Source organism: Pararhizobium sp. DWP1-1-3, from assembly GCF_049896125.1.
GTDB lineage: Bacteria > Pseudomonadota > Alphaproteobacteria > Rhizobiales > Rhizobiaceae > Pararhizobium.
Genome location: NZ_JAFCTR010000001.1, coordinates 406,350 through 421,891 on the forward strand (window position 1 = coordinate 406,350; position 15,542 = coordinate 421,891).

Below are 15,542 nucleotides of genomic sequence, written 5' to 3' on the forward strand. Positions count from 1 at the left end.
CCGTGAAATGCTTGTTGCTCGTCGATATCCAGAACGGCTTTTGCTCAGGCGGAAACCTTGCTGTCCCGGATGGCGAGGCGGTCGTTGTTGTCGCCAACCGGCTGATGGCTGAGGGCGGCTATGATCTGGTGGTTGCATCGCAGGACTGGCATCCGGTGGACCATGGCAGCTTTGCCTCGCAGCATCCCGGCCGCCACCCCTTCGAAATGGGTACGCTTCACGGCAAGCCGCAAATGCTCTGGCCGGATCATTGTGTCCAAGGGACGCCTGACGCCGATTTCCATCCGGCACTCGACATCAACCGCGTCGATTATGTGCAGCGTAAGGGTGAACGCCGCACCGTCGACAGTTATTCGGCCTTCCGCGACAATGATCACGCGGCGCTGACAGGATTGTCCGTTTATCTGGCCGGCCGTGGCGTCGATCAACTCGATGTCTGCGGTCTCGCAACAGACTATTGCGTCAGGGATTCGGTCCTTGACGCGATTCTGCTGATCCCCGGTATCTCCGTTCGGCTCGTCACCGATGCGTGCCGAGGCATTGATCCGGAAGGTGTTACGGCGGCTATCGCCGGGATGTCGGCTGCGGGCGCAACCATCATCACGTCAGCCGGCGTGATCGCTGAAGCCAAGGATGGTGGCTCTACTTCGGAGCACCTTTCTCCCAAGTGACCGGCTGCTCGAACAGCGGAATGGTCGAGATCGACATCTTGGCGGAACCGTCTGTCAACTCGCGCGAATGGGCAAGATAGATCAGTGTATTGTTCTTCTTGTCGTAGACGCGGGTGACGACGAGTTTCTTCCAGATGAGCGAAAGCCCCTCGCGAAACACTTCCTCGCCGCCCTGGCCGAGCTCGATGTCGCCGATCGTCACCGGGCCGGTCTGGCGGCAGGAGATCGAGTTGTTCGACGGATCCTCGAACCAGTTGCCGTTCTTCAGGCGATCGATAACGCTGCGGTCGAAATAGGTGACATGGCAGGTGATGCCCGCGACTTTCGGATCGCTGACGGCATCAATGGTTATATCGTTGCCAAGCCAATCGACGCCGACTTCCCCCACCGTTTCGGCTTGCGCGGAAAAACCGGCAAGGCTGGTCGCAAGAAAAGCGCAGGCGCTGATGAAACGGATGGGAAGCGGCATTGTTGGTTCTCCGGATACGATGCCACTGACATAGGATCAGCCGCCGGCAATGCAAGCGGCCGGTGCGGATATCAACCCGTGCCGGACAGCGACTGCGCCGGGCCGACGGCAGCGCGCATCTGGGCGGCCGCACCGGCAAGGGCGCGGGCGCTGGCGACGGAGGCGGCATGAAGGCTTCCGGCGATGCTCAGCCTGTCGCGGCCCAATGCCTTGGCCTCGTAGAGCGCCACGTCGGCCTGTACCATGGCGTCGGCCAGTGAACCGCCGGGATCGACCATGGCAACGCCGATGCTGACCGTCAGGCCGATTTCCGCGCCCTTGTTCGCCCGGGTGGGTGTCGTTCTAACGGCCGTACAGATCGTCTCGGCGATCTCTGCCGCTTCCAGCCGGCCGGCGCCGGTAAGCGCGATCCCGAATTCCTCGCCACCCAGACGTCCGAGAATGCCACGTCCGGCCAGCGCCTCGCGGACGGTCCGGGTAAAGTGCACAAGAGCGGCGTCTCCACCGGCATGGCCATAGAGGTCGTTGATCTGCTTGAAACGATCGAGATCGAGCAGCATGAACGCAGTCTGCCGCCCGGATCCTGCGGCCGTCGAAAACATCCGTTCGAATGCGGTCATGAAAGCGCGGCGCGACAACGCGCCGGTCAGGTCGTCATGCGCGATCATGTGGCGCAGGTTGGCAATCATCCATCCGTGCAGCATCAGGATGATACCCAAAAAGACCAACGGCATGATCACCAGGCGTGCTGCCAGGAAGGCCGTTGTCCAGATCGGCGGGGCAAGGCCGCCGTCCATGGCGTCCATACCGGTCGCGATGGTTGCGACCTGAAAGGCATGAAGGATGGCAACCAGAAAAACCATGACGCAGCAAAACAGCATATAGGGTGCGATTGCCCGCTCCCTTGGCCAATGGCGCAGGATGGACGCGCCGATCAGGAAGCAGGTCAGGCTTAAAAGCCCGGTCCCGATCACAATACGTGCCGAATGACTTTCAACGACATAGCTGAAAAACAGAAAGGCGCTGGCGACACCGGCCAGAACGACGATGATCGGCCATATTCCGAGCGGCCGGTGGCCGAGAAATTGCCGGAAGCCTCTCAGCATCAAAAGCCCGGCAGCGACCATCAGCGTTCCGCCGACGACGGTATGAAGCCATGCCGGAGCGACATCGGCCGCCAAGGCCACCGATCCAGCAAACGTGGTGAGCAGGCAGGCGGCGCAGAAGTCTGCGACACCGGGCACACCCGTTTTGCGCAGCGACAGCAGTACCGGAAACATGACCAAAAGAGACATGACTGCAATGGCGGAAAGAAAGCTCATAGACGCGGATTCCTGCCGAGTGGTGATCAAAAAAGCTTGGTCCATTGATGTGGATAAGGCCAAATTCGTAGTGTCAGCGATTTAATTTTCTCAGCTGAAATTTGCTGCAATTTTAACAAATCTGGTGCCGGCGCCGCAATTTCCACGAGTATCTGTGAGTTGGGGGCTCAAACATGCTCGTGCCCCGTGAAAGCGTGATCGGCATTGCACCCGCAGCCCTCTGTCCGGCAGGCGATTCGCACGCAATCTGCTGAACTTCAGACCGGCCGTTTGAATCGCAAATGGATCGCCAGTGAGCGGGATGCGGCAGGGAGCGGGCGGGCGATGAGCGACATTACTCAGCGCCTCCAACAGACGCGACACCGACATCGCAGGTTGTACGTCCCATGATGAAGGTTCCGGTTGTTGAAAACATCGGCTGCGCCGCTTGCCGGTCAGTCTCTGTCGCGGCTGCCCATTGGGTCCAAACCGCAAGTCATGCAGCGCCTCGCCATTGCTGCCGAGCGGGTGTTGATGGGAGATATCCGGGTGCGGCAAAGCCGTCTGGCTACGAGCTGATCTCCCGAAAAACATGGCTCATCTCAGCGTCTCCTTATTCTCGCCAAAAATAAAGGGTCTGAGACCGGACGCAAATACAGTTTTTTTGAGCTTCAGGTGGAGCGCAAGCGTTGACGCGCCGGTGTTTCGCCATTCGCCAGACCACGATGTCCTGGGCGGGGAGGGTTGCCTTCTTCGCTTTTTGCCTGCGGCAGGTGCCGCTCTCCTATGCCCACCACGCTCCCTGAAATTCTTGGAGCCCGCGTAAAGGAATTGGTTACCATACTTTGTCATTCTTTCGATCGACCGGCAGGCCCCGGCAAGCGCGCAGTTCGGCGCCTCGTGGGCTTTGGACCGGCCTCGGCGGCAATGCGTCTTGTTGCTCTCCGATCGAGTAATGCGTTTCGGGTAACGAGTATCATGGCGTTTGCAGCAGAAAAATGCAGTCACACCGCATCTTCCGGCAAGGCGGGGCGGCGTTCCAGGCCATTGTCGCGGCTGCTCACCGGCGCTGCCGTTGCAGGCATCGGCATTGCCGCCTCGGTCTGGATGGTCGCGACGTTCGCGGCGATGCAGAACATGGGGTCGTCGCTGCCGTCGAGTAAAGGTCCGCGGCTAGAAGCCTCCTTGGGTCTCAACCCCATCATGCACGCTACCCCGCAACAGCGCGTCGTGCGTCTTTCCAAGTTTTCGCGGTTGACCGTTCTACCGCGCATGAACCTCGTCGCAACGGCGGCTGCGCAAAACAGTCTGGCTGCGATCGCCATGGCCAAGCCGGCTGTGGATTTTGCCGAAAAAACGCAGGTCCTGGCTTTGGCGAAGGCTGCTGCGGCCAGAGGCGACGACGTCATTACCGGCTCGACGCCAGTCACAGCCAACGCACTTGTCGAGACGGTGTCGCTGAAGGAGCAAGGTTTTGGCAAGCCGTTTAGTCTGGTGATGCCGGAACCGGCGTCGTCGCTGAACGGGATGCTGCCCGATCTCGGGCCGCTGCCGCTGGCAAAACCGCGAAGCTTGGCGGATGCAGTCCGCAAGCCCGACGATAAGCCCACGAAACCCGCCGCCAAGGAACTTGCCTACGCCAAGCCCGACTTCCCCATGGACGACGACAACGAGGTTCGCCCGGCGTTCCGCGGCAAAAGAGGGGTCGCCTATTACGACATCTCGGGCGGCGTCGTTTACATGCCCAACGGGGAGAAGCTGGAGGCACATTCCGGCATCGGCAAGATGCGCGACAATCCGGCCTATGTTCACGTCAAGATGAAGGGGCCTACTCCGCCCGGCACCTACAAGGTGACGATGCGTGAATCGCTTTTCCACGGTGTTGCCGCCGTGCGCCTGACGCCGGTGGATGGCGTCGCGCCGCATGGCCGCGATGGCCTGCTCGCTCATAGTTATCTCTTGAGAAACCGCGGCGATTCCCATGGCTGCGTTGCGTTCGAGGAATATCCGCGCTTCCTGAAGGCTTTCAAACGCGGCGAGATCACCCATATGGTCATCGTCAAAAGCATGAAGGGCTTCTCCGCCCCCAAGCGCACTTTCGCATCGCTTTTTTCCAAGGGCGCGTAGGACGCATTCATCAATCTCCAGCAGGATCGACGCTGTTGAGCAAGGGGCGCGAAACCTTATGGGTCTCGCGCCCTTGCTGCGTCTTTCCACCCCATTTCCCCTCCCGCAATACGTCTGCAAATGGCCGCTGTCCGAACCTCGGCGATCCGCCGTTCACGGATCGAAAGACACGCTATTTATAATATGCTAATATAGTAACCTTGGGAGGGGGAAATGTTTGCTCCTTATCGGGTAGGCGTCATCGCGTGTGGTTTGCTGGCCGTCGACGCCGTGCCGTTGAAGGCGGTCGAGTCGATCGGCAGGGCGGTCGAGATCAAGACTGCAGTCACCGGGGCACGGGGCGACCTTTCGATCAACGACCCGGTATTCCAAGACGAACGGATTCGTACATCCAAATCGGGCCTCGGCCAGTTTATCTTCCGGGATGGTACCAAGCTTGCCGTTGGATGGGGCTCATCCGTCGTGGTCGATAAGTTCGTTTTCGACGGTTCCCATTCTGTGAAAAAGCTGACGATCAAAGCCGCCAAGGGAACCTTTCGCTGGGTTAGCGGAAAATCCAACCATACGGCTTATGAAATTCTGACTCCCGCCGGAACGATCGGCGTCCGCGGAACCGCGTTCGATTTCTACATTGGCGGCGACGGCACCACGGCCGTCGTGTTGCTCGGCGGCGCTGCCAGTTTTTGCGGTGCGGGCGGTTGCCGGCAGCTGACCCGGCGCTGCGACCATGTCGTTGCCAAACGCGGCGGAGCCGTTACCAATACCCGCCGGGTCGATCGCGGCATCTTCAAAGCGCTCGGCAATGCCAGGGCGTTGCCCTTCCTGTCTGGCAACCAGAAGCTTGCGGCGAGCGGTGGATACGGTGGGTGCGGCCTGGCAAGGGCGGATGACATCCAGCGCGACGAACCGGACCGAAATGTTCCCAGTCAGGTGCGTCCACAGCGCGAGACCCCCAACTCGCCCGGGAAAGACCCCAAACCAAACGACGATAAACCACACCAGGACCCCGGCGGCGATCCCGGCAGACCTCACGACAAGCCCGACAGGGGACACGATCATCATGATCGGCACGATAATCACGATAAACCCGATAAATCCGATAACCCCGATAGGGCGCCTAGCGACCGCAGCACGCATGACAAAGGGCCTGGCGATCACGACAAGCATGACCGGCAGGATCACGATGGCAGGCAAGGCGGCCATGGGCAAAACGGGCGCGATGAAAATCGCCACGGTGACAGCGGCACGGACGATTGACGATAGAGCGCCAGCGGGCTTCAGGCGGGCTGTCGCGCCGGCCCACGTGCAGCATTCCGGACAGAACTCGCGTCAAGTGGCTGACCCGTCCTCTTTTTGAGCCGCACCTTGCGAAAAATGTTCCGTCCTGCGCGAAATGCGGCGATAGAAGTCCGTCAGATTGACCGGCAGTTCGGCCGCCTTCAATTTTGCAGCTCGCAGGAGTTTTCGTGTCGATGGCGACCGGAGGGCCAACGCCTCGATCATTCGAGCGTGGATAGCTTTCAAATCGCGAAACTCTGCCGAGACGGCGACACGGTCATCGCCGATCACGGCGAAGGTGCGGGTCCGGGTGCTCTTGCCCTTGAGCGGTAGAGCGCCTGCTTCCAGCAGGGCATATTGCGGTGCGCGGTTTGCGGTGCTCTCGGAGACGAGGATATCGAAACAGACGTCCTTGCAGGCTGTCTCGATCCGGGCCGTGACATTGACTGTATCGCCGACGGCTGAATAATTGAAATGGGTTTCGGCTCCCATGTTGCCAACGCAGGCAAGCCCGGTATGGACGCCGATACCGATGCCCACGGTATGTTCGGGTCCAAATCCGAATGCGTCTCTCGCATTGAGTTGAGCAAGCGTTTCCCGCATGGCCAGCGCAGCATGGACGGCTTTGCCGGGATGATCGCTGACATCGACGGGGGCATTCCAGAAGGCCATGATCGAATCGCCGATGAACTTGTCGAGCGTGCCTTCATTTGCGATGACGTGGCGGCTCAGCGCATCGAGGAAGGTATTGAGGAAGCCGACGACCTCGGCCGGCGTCAAGCGCTCGCTGATCTCGGTGAAATTTCGTACGTCGACGAACATCACCGTCAATTCCCGATCGTCGCCGCCTAGACGCAGGGCGTTGCGGGTATGCTCGATACGATAGAGCAGCGATGGCGAAAGGTAGTGACCGAAGGCCAGCCGCACTTCCCGGCGCTCCCGGTCAATGACCAGAAAGCGGAATGCGGTCGCCGCGAAATGCGTGATGGAGCCGCTGAGGATTGGCGCCAGCGGGTCGAACAGAAGTCCTCCGGAGACGAAGGCGATCCAGGATGCGGCGAGAGCCAGCGCCGTGATCAGCAGGCCACAGGCCAGCGCAACCGCCGGACTGACGAAGGTGGTCAAGAATACCAGCAGGCTGCCCGCCACCGCGATCGACAGGATTTCAAGTCCATCGGCCCAATCGGGTCGCGACAGAAAACGTTCTGACAGGATCTGCTCGACGATCTGGGCCTGAAGCGAAACACCGGGGACATTTTCGCCCAAAGCTGTCGTGCGGATGTCCTGAAGTCCGGCGGCCGATGTGCCGATGAAGACGATGCTGCCCTGGATGGCTACGTCTATTCCGGAAGGGGGCCCATTTTCGGCCAGGATCGCCCGTGCCGAAATGTACCTGTCCGCCCGGTCGGGGCTGACATAGAGCCACAGCTCTCCTGCCGCCGTCACCGGGACGACAAACTCGCCAATTTTGATCATGGTGATGGTATCCGGCACGTCGGGCGCATCGGCGAGCACATAGGTGGAGGCGCCCTGCGCGACGCGCAAGGCCTCCAGCGCAAGGTTGGGATAGAGCTGCGCGCCGTCGCTCAGCAGGAGCGGAACGGTGCGCACCACGGCCGACGGGTCGCCGGGATTGAGACTGATATGGCCGAGGCCGGCGGCTGCAGCTTCAAGCCGGGGGCGAAGGGGCGTCGCGCTTCGAATGCGGGGCGGCGCGCGAAAGGGCGGTTCGCCGGTAAAGGCAAATCCGGCCTTGATGCCGGGCCGGTCGGTTCCCTCGTTTGAAAGTGCAAAGCCCAGCACGACCGGCTTGCCTGTGATCGAGCGTGCAAAGATTTCGTCATTGTCCGGTAAACGCTGAAGCAGCGACGGATCTATGCCTGCGAAATCGCGAACGACGGTGCGCGGCGACAGGCGGTCCGGTTCCGAAAAGAGGATATCGAATGCGATCGCCGATGCTCCCATCTGCGAGAGCCTGTCCACCAATCTGGCCATGCGGTCCCTGGGCCATGGCCATTGGCCGAGTTCCCGAAGCGAGGCTTCGTCGATATCGACCACGCGCACCGGCAGATCCTGAAACGTGCGCGGCGCCAGACGTTGATATTCATCGAACGCGACCTCGCGCGCCTGCCGCAGCAACTGCGGATCGCTTGCCCGCAGGGTCGTGAGCATCGCGACGATCACCAGACCGACAATAACGCCAATTTGCTGCGCACGCGTCATGACCATGCCATCCGCCCCGAGACAGCCTGACCCTAACACAAGCAATGATAATGAGGAAAAGACGCATGCCTGACACCGGCGTGCCGACTTGCGATACGGCGACAAAAGCCGCCCGGGCCAACGCGCTGTGTCCGCAGGGTTGGCAATTGCCACCGCAAGCACCGTGCTTTATCCCGTCTACACTCTCTGGGGGCGGATTTCATGCGAATCAATGCGATCACGAATTGGGCCTACGGCGTTACGGTCGTCCTGACCGTGCTTTCGGGTGGTGCGTTCATCCTCTCGACCAACAGCGCCAATGAGGAGCGCCGGGCTGTCGAAGAGCATCTGGCCTTCGATACGCTGGCCGAGGAGCTGGCGCTCGGAGCCGAAGAGCGCAGCGACGAAGCCCGTCTCTACGCGATGCGCGGTGAGGAACGCCATCTGGAAGCGTTCCATGTTAAGGAAGGCGAGGAGCACCGTCGCGAGGCAGCCATCAAGAACGCCAGAGCACAGGGCGCTTCGCCTGCGGAACTGGCAGCCCTTGCAGAGATAGAGCAGGATGCCGAGGCGCTGGACAGGATCGAAGCTGCTGCAGTCGAGACCTATCGCAATGGTGACCGGGCGGCGGCACAGCAGGCACTCTTTGGTGGCGAACATGAACGCCTGCAGACGGATTTGCTGGATAGTGTCGGGCGCTTTCGCGACCTGACCGCCGCCAGGACTGGTGCCGCGCTGAACGATGCTCGGTCTCGAAGCGATTGGTTCGGTGTGGTCGCCAAGACGATGCTGGGTCTGACTGCGGCACTTTTCCTCGGGGTCCTCTATTTCGTTCTCCGGCGGCGCATCGCCATGCCGCTGATGCGCATGACCGGTATCGTCACGCGGCTGGCAAGGCAGGATTATGCCGTGGATGTTCCGCTCGACCAGCGGCGCGACGAGATCGGCGAGATGAACGAAGCCATCCATATTTTTCGCGCCAACGGGCTGGAACGCAATCGGCTGGATGCCGAGCGCCGGCTCGATCAGCAAACCAAGGATTTGATCCTGCAGATGATGCACCGGCTGCAGGCCTGCCAAACGCAGAGCGAACTGGCCGATGCCGTGGCGCGGTTTGCCCCGCAGATATTTCCCAATCTTGCCGGCCACCTCTATGTGTTGAACGAGAGCAGGACATTGCTGTCGAGTGTCGGAAGCTGGCTCGATCCGCAGCAATCGGCCGCCTCCTTTGCGTCCAGCGCCTGCTGGGGGCTGCGGCGCGGCCGGCCGCATCTAAGCAACCGCGGCCAGAGCGACATTGCCTGTCAGCATCTGAACGACAGCAATGTCGCCGGTCTTTGCGTGCCATTGACGGCGCAGGGCGATACGATCGGCTTGCTCTATTTCGAGGAACGTTCCGAGGCGGTTGCGGATGTCGAAACCTCGCGCCTCTATCTGGAGCTGATTGCCGAAAATATCGGTCTTGCGGTTGCCAATCTGCAATTGCGCGAGAAGCTGACCCATCTTGCCGTGCGCGATGCGCTGACGGGATTGTACAACCGGCGCTGGCTGGACGAGACCCTGAACAGACACGCCCGCGAGGAGGCGGCAAGTCCGCTGGTCTGCATGATGATCGACATCGATCACTTCAAGCGTTTCAACGACGAGTTCGGCCATGATGCGGGCGATGTCGTCATGCAATATGTGGCGCAGATCGTCATCGATATGGTCGGCGACGCCGGCAGCGCCTACCGTTTCGGCGGCGAGGAATTCACCGTGCTTTTGCCGGGGATGACGGAACCAGCCGGGTTCGAGTTTGCCGAAACGCTTCGGACCAGGATCGCGACTGCGCCTTTGTCGCATCGCGGCCGGATTCTTGGCTCAGTTGCGGTTTCCATCGGCGTGGCATCGGCGCCCGCCGGAGGCACGGTGCCGACATTGCTGACGCGGTCGGATGCCGCCCTTTTGAACGCCAAGGCCGGTGGGCGCAACATGACGGTGTCGGCAGGAAAGTTGATCCTGGGTGACCTGCAGGATCCCGCGTAGGCCTCCCTATCGCGTGTCGCGGAGGCGTTCTTCAAGCCGCTATCAATATTCGTGGCGAGCCGATGCGGAGAGGCGTTCACCCCGAAATGCAAAAACACTTTCAAAAAAAACCCATACAGTCAAAAATCGCCGGCCCGCTATGGTTTGACGACGTGCATTCGGGAGAAATGCGTGGAAGCATGAACATGTTCTGGGAGGAGTGGTTTTGCTGCAGAGGAATATTGAGACGGCGCCGGTGATCAGGCCGGAGGACGAGCGGCTGGGGGCGGGCGCGACTGTGGTCTATGGCCTGCAGCATGTGCTGACCATGTATGGCGGCATCGTCGCCGTGCCGCTGATCGTCGGTCAGGCAGCCGGTCTTTCACCGGCCGAGATCGGCCTTCTGATCACCGCGTCGCTGTTTGCCGGCGGTCTTGCGACGTTGCTGCAGACAATCGGTCTGCCGTTCTTCGGCTGCCAGCTGCCCTTGGTTCAAGGCGTGTCCTTCGCCAGCGTCGCAACAATCGTTGCAATCCTCGGCGGTGGCGGCGAGGCGGGCGGGCTGCCGGCAGTGCTCGGCGCCGTCATGGTGGCGTCGTTTGTTGGCCTGCTGATCACGCCGGTCCTGTCACGGGTGACAAAATTCTTTCCGCCGCTGGTCAACGGCATCGTCATCACCACGATCGGGCTGACGCTGATGCCGGTGGCGGCCAACTGGGCGATGGGTGGCAATCGCAACGCGGCTGATTTCGGCAGCATGGCCAATATCGGCCTTGCGGCGCTGACGCTGGTCGTCGTGCTGTTGCTCAGCAAACTCGGCAGTGCCTCTATTTCCAGACTGTCTATCCTGCTGGCGATGATCATCGGAACGATTGCGGCGGTGTTTTTCGGCATGGCTGATTTTTCCAGGGTCGGTGAGGGGCCCTTGATTGCCCTGCCGTCGATGTTTCACTTCGGTTTGCCGGTGTTCCATTTGGCGGCTGTGATCTCGATGCTGATCGTCGTGATGGTCATCCTTGTCGAAACCTCGGCCGATATTCTCGCCGTCGGCGAAATCATCGGCACCAAGGTGGATTCCAAGCGGCTCGGCAACGGCTTGCGCGCCGACATGCTGTCGAGCCTATTGGCACCGGTATTCGGCTCGTTCACGCAGAGCGCCTTTGCCCAAAATGTCGGGCTGGTGGCGGTGACGGGGGTAAAAAGCCGTTATGTCGTGGCGGCCGGCGGTCTTATCCTGGTGACGCTCGGGCTTTTGCCGGTGATGGGACGGGTCATCGCCGCCATTCCGCCATCGGTACTCGGCGGCGCCGGCATCGTCCTGTTCGGCACGGTAGCCGCCAGCGGCATCCGGTCGCTGTCGAAGGTCGATTACGCCAACAACATGAACCTGATCATCGTTGCCACCTCGCTCGGCTTCGGCATGATCCCGATCGCCGCGCCGCAGTTCTACCATCAGTTCCCGGCCTGGTTCGAAACGATCTTCCACTCCGGCATCTCGTCCTCGGCGATCATGGCGATCTCGCTCAACCTGCTGTTCAATCACTTCAGGACGGGGAATTCCGACCAGCAGTCGGTGTTCGTCGCGGGCACGGAACGCAGCCTGCGCTACCAGGATATTTCGGAGTTGCACGACGGCGACTATTTCCAGGGTGGCAAGCTCTTTGATGCGGAAGGTAACGAGGTGCCGATTGTGGCTCAGCCGGGACAGGTGAGCGGGCATTAGGGGTAGTGCTGATCTGGGGGCTTTGAACGAAAGGGGCGGGTGATTTTGCATTGAGCTCTGCCGATGTGGATCCTCGGGTCAAGCCCGAGGATGACGGCCTTGGGGAAGTGTTGAATAATGACGGCCTCGGTTGATGCCCGGGGACGACGATATTGGGTCAAGCCCAGGGATGATGGTTTGGGGGGTGCCCTTTTACAACGTAGGTGTCCAGATTTCTTTGCGACGTTTCCTCGCGCTCCGTCATCCTCGGGCTTGACCCGAGGATCCACTCGGAAGCATCATTGCAACCATGGCGGGCTATGTCTATATCGTCACAAACCACAAGCGCGGAACGCTGTACATCGGCGTAACCTCCGATCTCGAACGCCGCATTTTCGAGCATCGCGAAGCGACGACACCTGGCTTCACCGCCAAATATGGGTGCAAACAACTCGTCTGGTACGAAGAGCATTTGTCGATTGGCACGGCGATTCAGCGAGAGAAATCGCTCAAGCGCTGGTACCGGCAATGGAAGATCGAATTGATCGAGGCGATGAATCCGGACTGGCGGGATTTGTATCATGAGCTTTGGTAGGCGTGGGTGTGGATCCTCGGGTCAAGCCCGAGGATGACGGAGGGGAGGAGCAGCTTGGGATGATCGCTGGCCTTGGGCATTATCTAGGGGCTGTGATCTCGCTCGGCCTCTCCCAAAACCGTCATCCTCGGGCTTGACCCGAGGATCCACTCCCAAGCCTACCCGGTCACACCTTCTCCACAAACCCATCCAGCACCCGCTTCTGGCCCGCCCGGTCAAAATCGATCGTCAGCTTGTTGCCCTCGATCCCGGCAATGTTCCCATTCCCGAACTTGATATGAAACACACGGTCGCCGACGGTGAATTTCGAGGGTTCGTCGATCTTTGACTTGGCGATCAGTTCGCCGTCGATGGTGCGGGCCTTGGGGCCGCTTTCGCCATAGCCGATGCGCTCGATCGAGACGCCGGAGCGGTTGCCCCAGTTGTCGCGGGTGGCGTCGGTCTTGTTGGCCTGGGCGCGTTTCCAGCCAGGAGTGGAATAGGTATTGGCGAACGGTTCCTGCTTGTCGAAGCGCGACTGGCCGTAGCCGCCGCGATTGTAGCCGCCATAGGACTGTTCGGCTTCCGAGACTTCGACATGAGCGGTCGGCAGTTCATCGAGGAAGCGCGAGGGCAGGGTCGACTGCCACAGGCCATGGATGCGGCGATTGGAGACGAACCAGATGTGGCAGCGGCGTTTTGCGCGCGTCAGGCCGACATAGGCAAGGCGGCGTTCTTCCTCCAGCCCCGAGCGGCCGCCCTCGTCGAGTGCCCGCTGGTGCGGAAACAGGCCTTCTTCCCAGCCGGGCAGGAAGACGGTCTCGAATTCGAGGCCCTTGGCCGAATGCAGGGTCATGATCGAGACGGCGTCGAGCTCGGCATTCTGCTCGACATCCATCACCAGCGCGATGTGTTCGAGGAAGCCGCGCATGCTTTCGAACTGCTCCATCGAGCGGATCAGTTCCTTCAGGTTTTCCAGCCGGCCCGGCGCTTCGGCTGATTTGTCGTTCTTCCACATGTCCGTATAGCCTGACTCTTCGAGAATGGTCTCGGCAAGCTCGGTATGCGGTGTGTTTTCGAGCAGGCCCTGCCAGCGCTGGAACATCGAGACAACATCGAACAGCGACTTGCGCGGTTTTGGCTTCATCTCGTCGGTTTCTATGATATCGGCCGACGCTGCCAGCATCGGGATATCGCGCTTGCGGGCATAATCATGCAGGGCGCGCACGGTGGTGTCACCAAGGCCGCGCTTCGGCGTATTGACGATACGCTCGAAGGCGAGGTCGTCGGCCGGCTGGCAGACGAGGCGGAAATAGGCCAGTGCATCGCGGACTTCCAAGCGCTCGTAGAAGCGCGGGCCGCCGATGACCCGGTAATTGAGGCCGAGTGTGACGAACCGGTCTTCGAACTCGCGCATCTGGAAGGAGGCGCGCACCAGGATCGCCATATTGTTGAGCGGGTGTTTGGTGCGCTGCAGCTGTTCTATCTCTTCGCCGACAGCGCGGGCTTCCTCTTCCGAATCCCAGGCGGCGTGCACCTGCACCTTGTCGTCGTTGGGATCGACGCGGTCGGTGAACAGCGTCTTGCCGAGGCGGCCTTCGTTATGGGCGATCAGATGGCCTGCGGCACCGAGAATATGCTCGGTGGAGCGGTAGTTGCGCTCGAGCTTGATCACCTTGGCGCCCGGGAAATCCTTCTCGAACCGCAGGATGTTATCGACCTCGGCACCGCGCCAGCCGTAGATCGACTGGTCGTCGTCGCCGACGCAGCAGACGTTCTGCGGCACGCCTTTCGGCCGCTGGGCAAGCAGGCGCAGCCACATATACTGGGCGGTGTTGGTGTCCTGATATTCGTCGACGAGGATATAGCGGAACTTGTCGTGATATTCGCGCAAGACATCCGGATTGATGCGGAACATGCGAATGGGATGCAGCAGCAGATCGCCGAAATCGCAGGCGTTGAGCGTCATCAGCCGGGCCTGATAAGCGGCATAGAGTTCGCGGCCCTTACCATTGGCAAAGGCACGGGCGTCACCCTCGGGAATCTCGGCGGGACCGAGGCCCTTGTTCTTCCAGCCGTCGATCATCTGGGCGAACTGTTTGGCCGGCCAGCGCTTGTCGTCGATGCCGTCCGCCTGGATCAACTGCTTGATCAGCCGCACCACGTCGTCGGTATCGAGGATGGTGAACGAGGATTTCAGCCCGACCAGTTCGGCATGGCGGCGCAAGAGCTTGACGCCGATCGAATGGAACGTGCCCATCCACGGCATGCCTTCGACGGCGCCACCGACGAGAACGCCGACGCGCTCCTTCATCTCGCGCGCCGCCTTGTTGGTGAAGGTGACGGCGAGAATCTGTGATGGGAAGGCGCGGCCGGAGGCAAGGATATGGGCGATGCGGGTGGTGAGAACGCGGGTCTTGCCGGTACCGGCACCGGCGAGCACCAAGACCGGGCCATCCAACGCTTCCACGGCTTCGCGCTGTTCCGGGTTGAGGCCGGAGAGATAATCGGGAATACGGTGCTGGTCGCGGGCTGCCATGGCGCGCGCGGCGATGCCGCCGCCGGGCGCAGGCGGTGCCGGCTGCGGGCTCAGGCCACGCTGCGGGCGTGGCGCCGGTTCCTCATCGAAGAAGGGAATATCGTCAAAACCATTGCTCATGCGGCTCAATGTAGTGATTCGGAGCCGAAAGGCCAGAATTCCGTTCTGCTTTTATTCCAGAATGTCCAGCTTGCTTGTGGAGACAACCGCTTTTTGGCCGCGATCAACGCCGATGATCGGCATCGAAGACGGGATCGATGGGAAGCTGCAGGGCTGTTGCCAGCTGATTGGTCTTGGCGGCAAGCGCGATGACGCGCAGCAGATCGGCGTGCTGTTCATCCGTCATGCCCTTGGCTTTGGCGGCTGCCGTGTGGGAATGAGCGCAGTAACCGCAGCCATTGGTGACCGACACGGCGATATAGAGCATTTCCTTGACGAGCGGGTCGAGCGCCGATGGGGTCGCCATCACGGTTTTGACCTCGGCCCAGGTGTTTTCGAGCAGGCCGCTGTCAAAAGCGACATAGTGCCACATATTGTTGATGAAGTCGGATTTGCGGGTCGCGCGAATGTCGTCGAAGACGGCTTTGACGCGCGGATCGCTCTCCGGGTCCGGGTGTTTTGCGATGGTGCTCATGAGATCTCCGATTGTCTAGGCTAGTTGTCTGAGGCTAGGGG

The 15,542-nt window shown here is 60.8% G+C and carries 11 protein-coding genes; 6 read left to right on the top strand and 5 right to left on the bottom strand.

Translation table 11 applies throughout. The features are described from left to right. Nucleotides 1-2 precede the first annotated feature (2 nt). Entirely contained in the window at nt 3-671 is a 669-nt protein-coding gene (pncA, locus tag ACP7BS_RS01865; protein ID WP_426235653.1) for a bifunctional nicotinamidase/pyrazinamidase, read from the top strand. On the opposite strand, the gene ACP7BS_RS01870 is transcribed toward pncA, so the two are convergent. Together ACP7BS_RS01870 and ACP7BS_RS01875 are read right to left on the bottom strand one after the other, a co-directional pair. Beyond that, on the bottom strand, nt 643-1,140 hold the full coding sequence (locus ACP7BS_RS01870; protein ID WP_426227708.1) for a CreA family protein: 498 nt from the start codon (nt 1,138-1,140) through the stop codon (nt 643-645). The two genes, pncA and ACP7BS_RS01870, sit on opposite strands and share 29 nt — an antisense overlap. Nucleotides 1,141-1,211: 71 nt before the next feature. Then, nucleotides 1,212-2,462: a diguanylate cyclase gene (locus ACP7BS_RS01875; protein ID WP_426235655.1), complete on the bottom strand. Its 1,251-nt coding sequence runs from the start codon at nt 2,460-2,462 to the stop codon at nt 1,212-1,214. 957 nt (nt 2,463-3,419) lie between these two features. Here ACP7BS_RS01875 and ACP7BS_RS01880 point away from each other — a divergent pair. Continuing rightward, the gene (locus ACP7BS_RS01880) at nt 3,420-4,568 is read left to right on the top strand and encodes a DUF2778 domain-containing protein (RefSeq protein ID WP_426235657.1); all 1,149 of its coding nucleotides are present in this window, start codon (nt 3,420-3,422) and stop codon (nt 4,566-4,568) included. 213 nt (nt 4,569-4,781) lie between these two features. After that, complete coding sequence (locus ACP7BS_RS01885; protein WP_426235659.1) at nt 4,782-5,825, top strand: FecR domain-containing protein; 1,044 nt, start codon at nt 4,782-4,784, stop codon at nt 5,823-5,825. 72 nt (nt 5,826-5,897) lie between these two features. On the opposite strand, the gene ACP7BS_RS01890 is transcribed toward ACP7BS_RS01885, so the two are convergent. Continuing rightward, nucleotides 5,898-8,069, bottom strand: coding sequence for a CHASE2 domain-containing protein (locus ACP7BS_RS01890; RefSeq protein ID WP_426235660.1), 2,172 nt, complete (start codon nt 8,067-8,069; stop codon nt 5,898-5,900). 201 nt (nt 8,070-8,270) lie between these two features. Between ACP7BS_RS01890 and ACP7BS_RS01895 the strand changes: the two genes are divergently transcribed. The 3 genes from ACP7BS_RS01895 (at nt 8,271) to ACP7BS_RS01905 (ending at nt 12,349) form a co-directional block, all read left to right on the top strand. Beyond that, entirely contained in the window at nt 8,271-10,073 is a 1,803-nt protein-coding gene (locus ACP7BS_RS01895; RefSeq protein WP_426235662.1) for a diguanylate cyclase, read from the top strand. A 205-nt stretch (nt 10,074-10,278) separates the two neighbouring features. After that, complete coding sequence (locus ACP7BS_RS01900; RefSeq protein WP_426235664.1) at nt 10,279-11,775, top strand: nucleobase:cation symporter-2 family protein; 1,497 nt, start codon at nt 10,279-10,281, stop codon at nt 11,773-11,775. A gap of 289 nt (nt 11,776-12,064) precedes the next feature. After that, nucleotides 12,065-12,349, top strand: a complete 285-nt coding sequence (locus ACP7BS_RS01905; protein ID WP_426235665.1) for a GIY-YIG nuclease family protein — start codon at nt 12,065-12,067, stop codon at nt 12,347-12,349. Between the two features lie 166 nt (nt 12,350-12,515). Here the strand turns inward: ACP7BS_RS01905 and ACP7BS_RS01910 are convergent, their stop codons facing one another. Together ACP7BS_RS01910 and ACP7BS_RS01915 are read right to left on the bottom strand one after the other, a co-directional pair. After that, nucleotides 12,516-14,987 (bottom strand): ATP-dependent helicase, encoded by a 2,472-nt coding sequence (locus ACP7BS_RS01910; RefSeq protein ID WP_426235667.1) that lies wholly within the window; start codon nt 14,985-14,987, stop codon nt 12,516-12,518. A 103-nt stretch (nt 14,988-15,090) separates the two neighbouring features. Further along, entirely contained in the window at nt 15,091-15,501 is a 411-nt protein-coding gene (locus ACP7BS_RS01915) for a carboxymuconolactone decarboxylase family protein (protein ID WP_426235669.1), read from the bottom strand. Between the last annotated feature and the right edge of the window lie 41 nt (nt 15,502-15,542).

Bases quoted from the DNA above. Each gene is read 5' to 3' on its own strand.
- ACP7BS_RS01895 (WP_426235662.1), top strand. From the start codon at position 8,271: ATGCGAATCAATGCGATCACGAATTGGGCCTACGGCGTTACGGTCGTC.
- ACP7BS_RS01885 (WP_426235659.1), top strand. From the start codon at position 4,782: ATGTTTGCTCCTTATCGGGTAGGCGTCATCGCGTGTGGTTTGCTGGCC.
- ACP7BS_RS01875 (WP_426235655.1), bottom strand. From the start codon at position 2,462: ATGAGCTTTCTTTCCGCCATTGCAGTCATGTCTCTTTTGGTCATGTTT.
- ACP7BS_RS01870 (WP_426227708.1), bottom strand. From the start codon at position 1,140: ATGCCGCTTCCCATCCGTTTCATCAGCGCCTGCGCTTTTCTTGCGACC.
- ACP7BS_RS01915 (WP_426235669.1), bottom strand. From the start codon at position 15,501: ATGAGCACCATCGCAAAACACCCGGACCCGGAGAGCGATCCGCGCGTC.
- ACP7BS_RS01880 (WP_426235657.1), top strand. From the start codon at position 3,420: ATGGCGTTTGCAGCAGAAAAATGCAGTCACACCGCATCTTCCGGCAAG.
- ACP7BS_RS01910 (WP_426235667.1), bottom strand. From the start codon at position 14,987: ATGAGCAATGGTTTTGACGATATTCCCTTCTTCGATGAGGAACCGGCG.
- ACP7BS_RS01890 (WP_426235660.1), bottom strand. From the start codon at position 8,069: ATGACGCGTGCGCAGCAAATTGGCGTTATTGTCGGTCTGGTGATCGTC.
- ACP7BS_RS01905 (WP_426235665.1), top strand. From the start codon at position 12,065: ATGGCGGGCTATGTCTATATCGTCACAAACCACAAGCGCGGAACGCTG.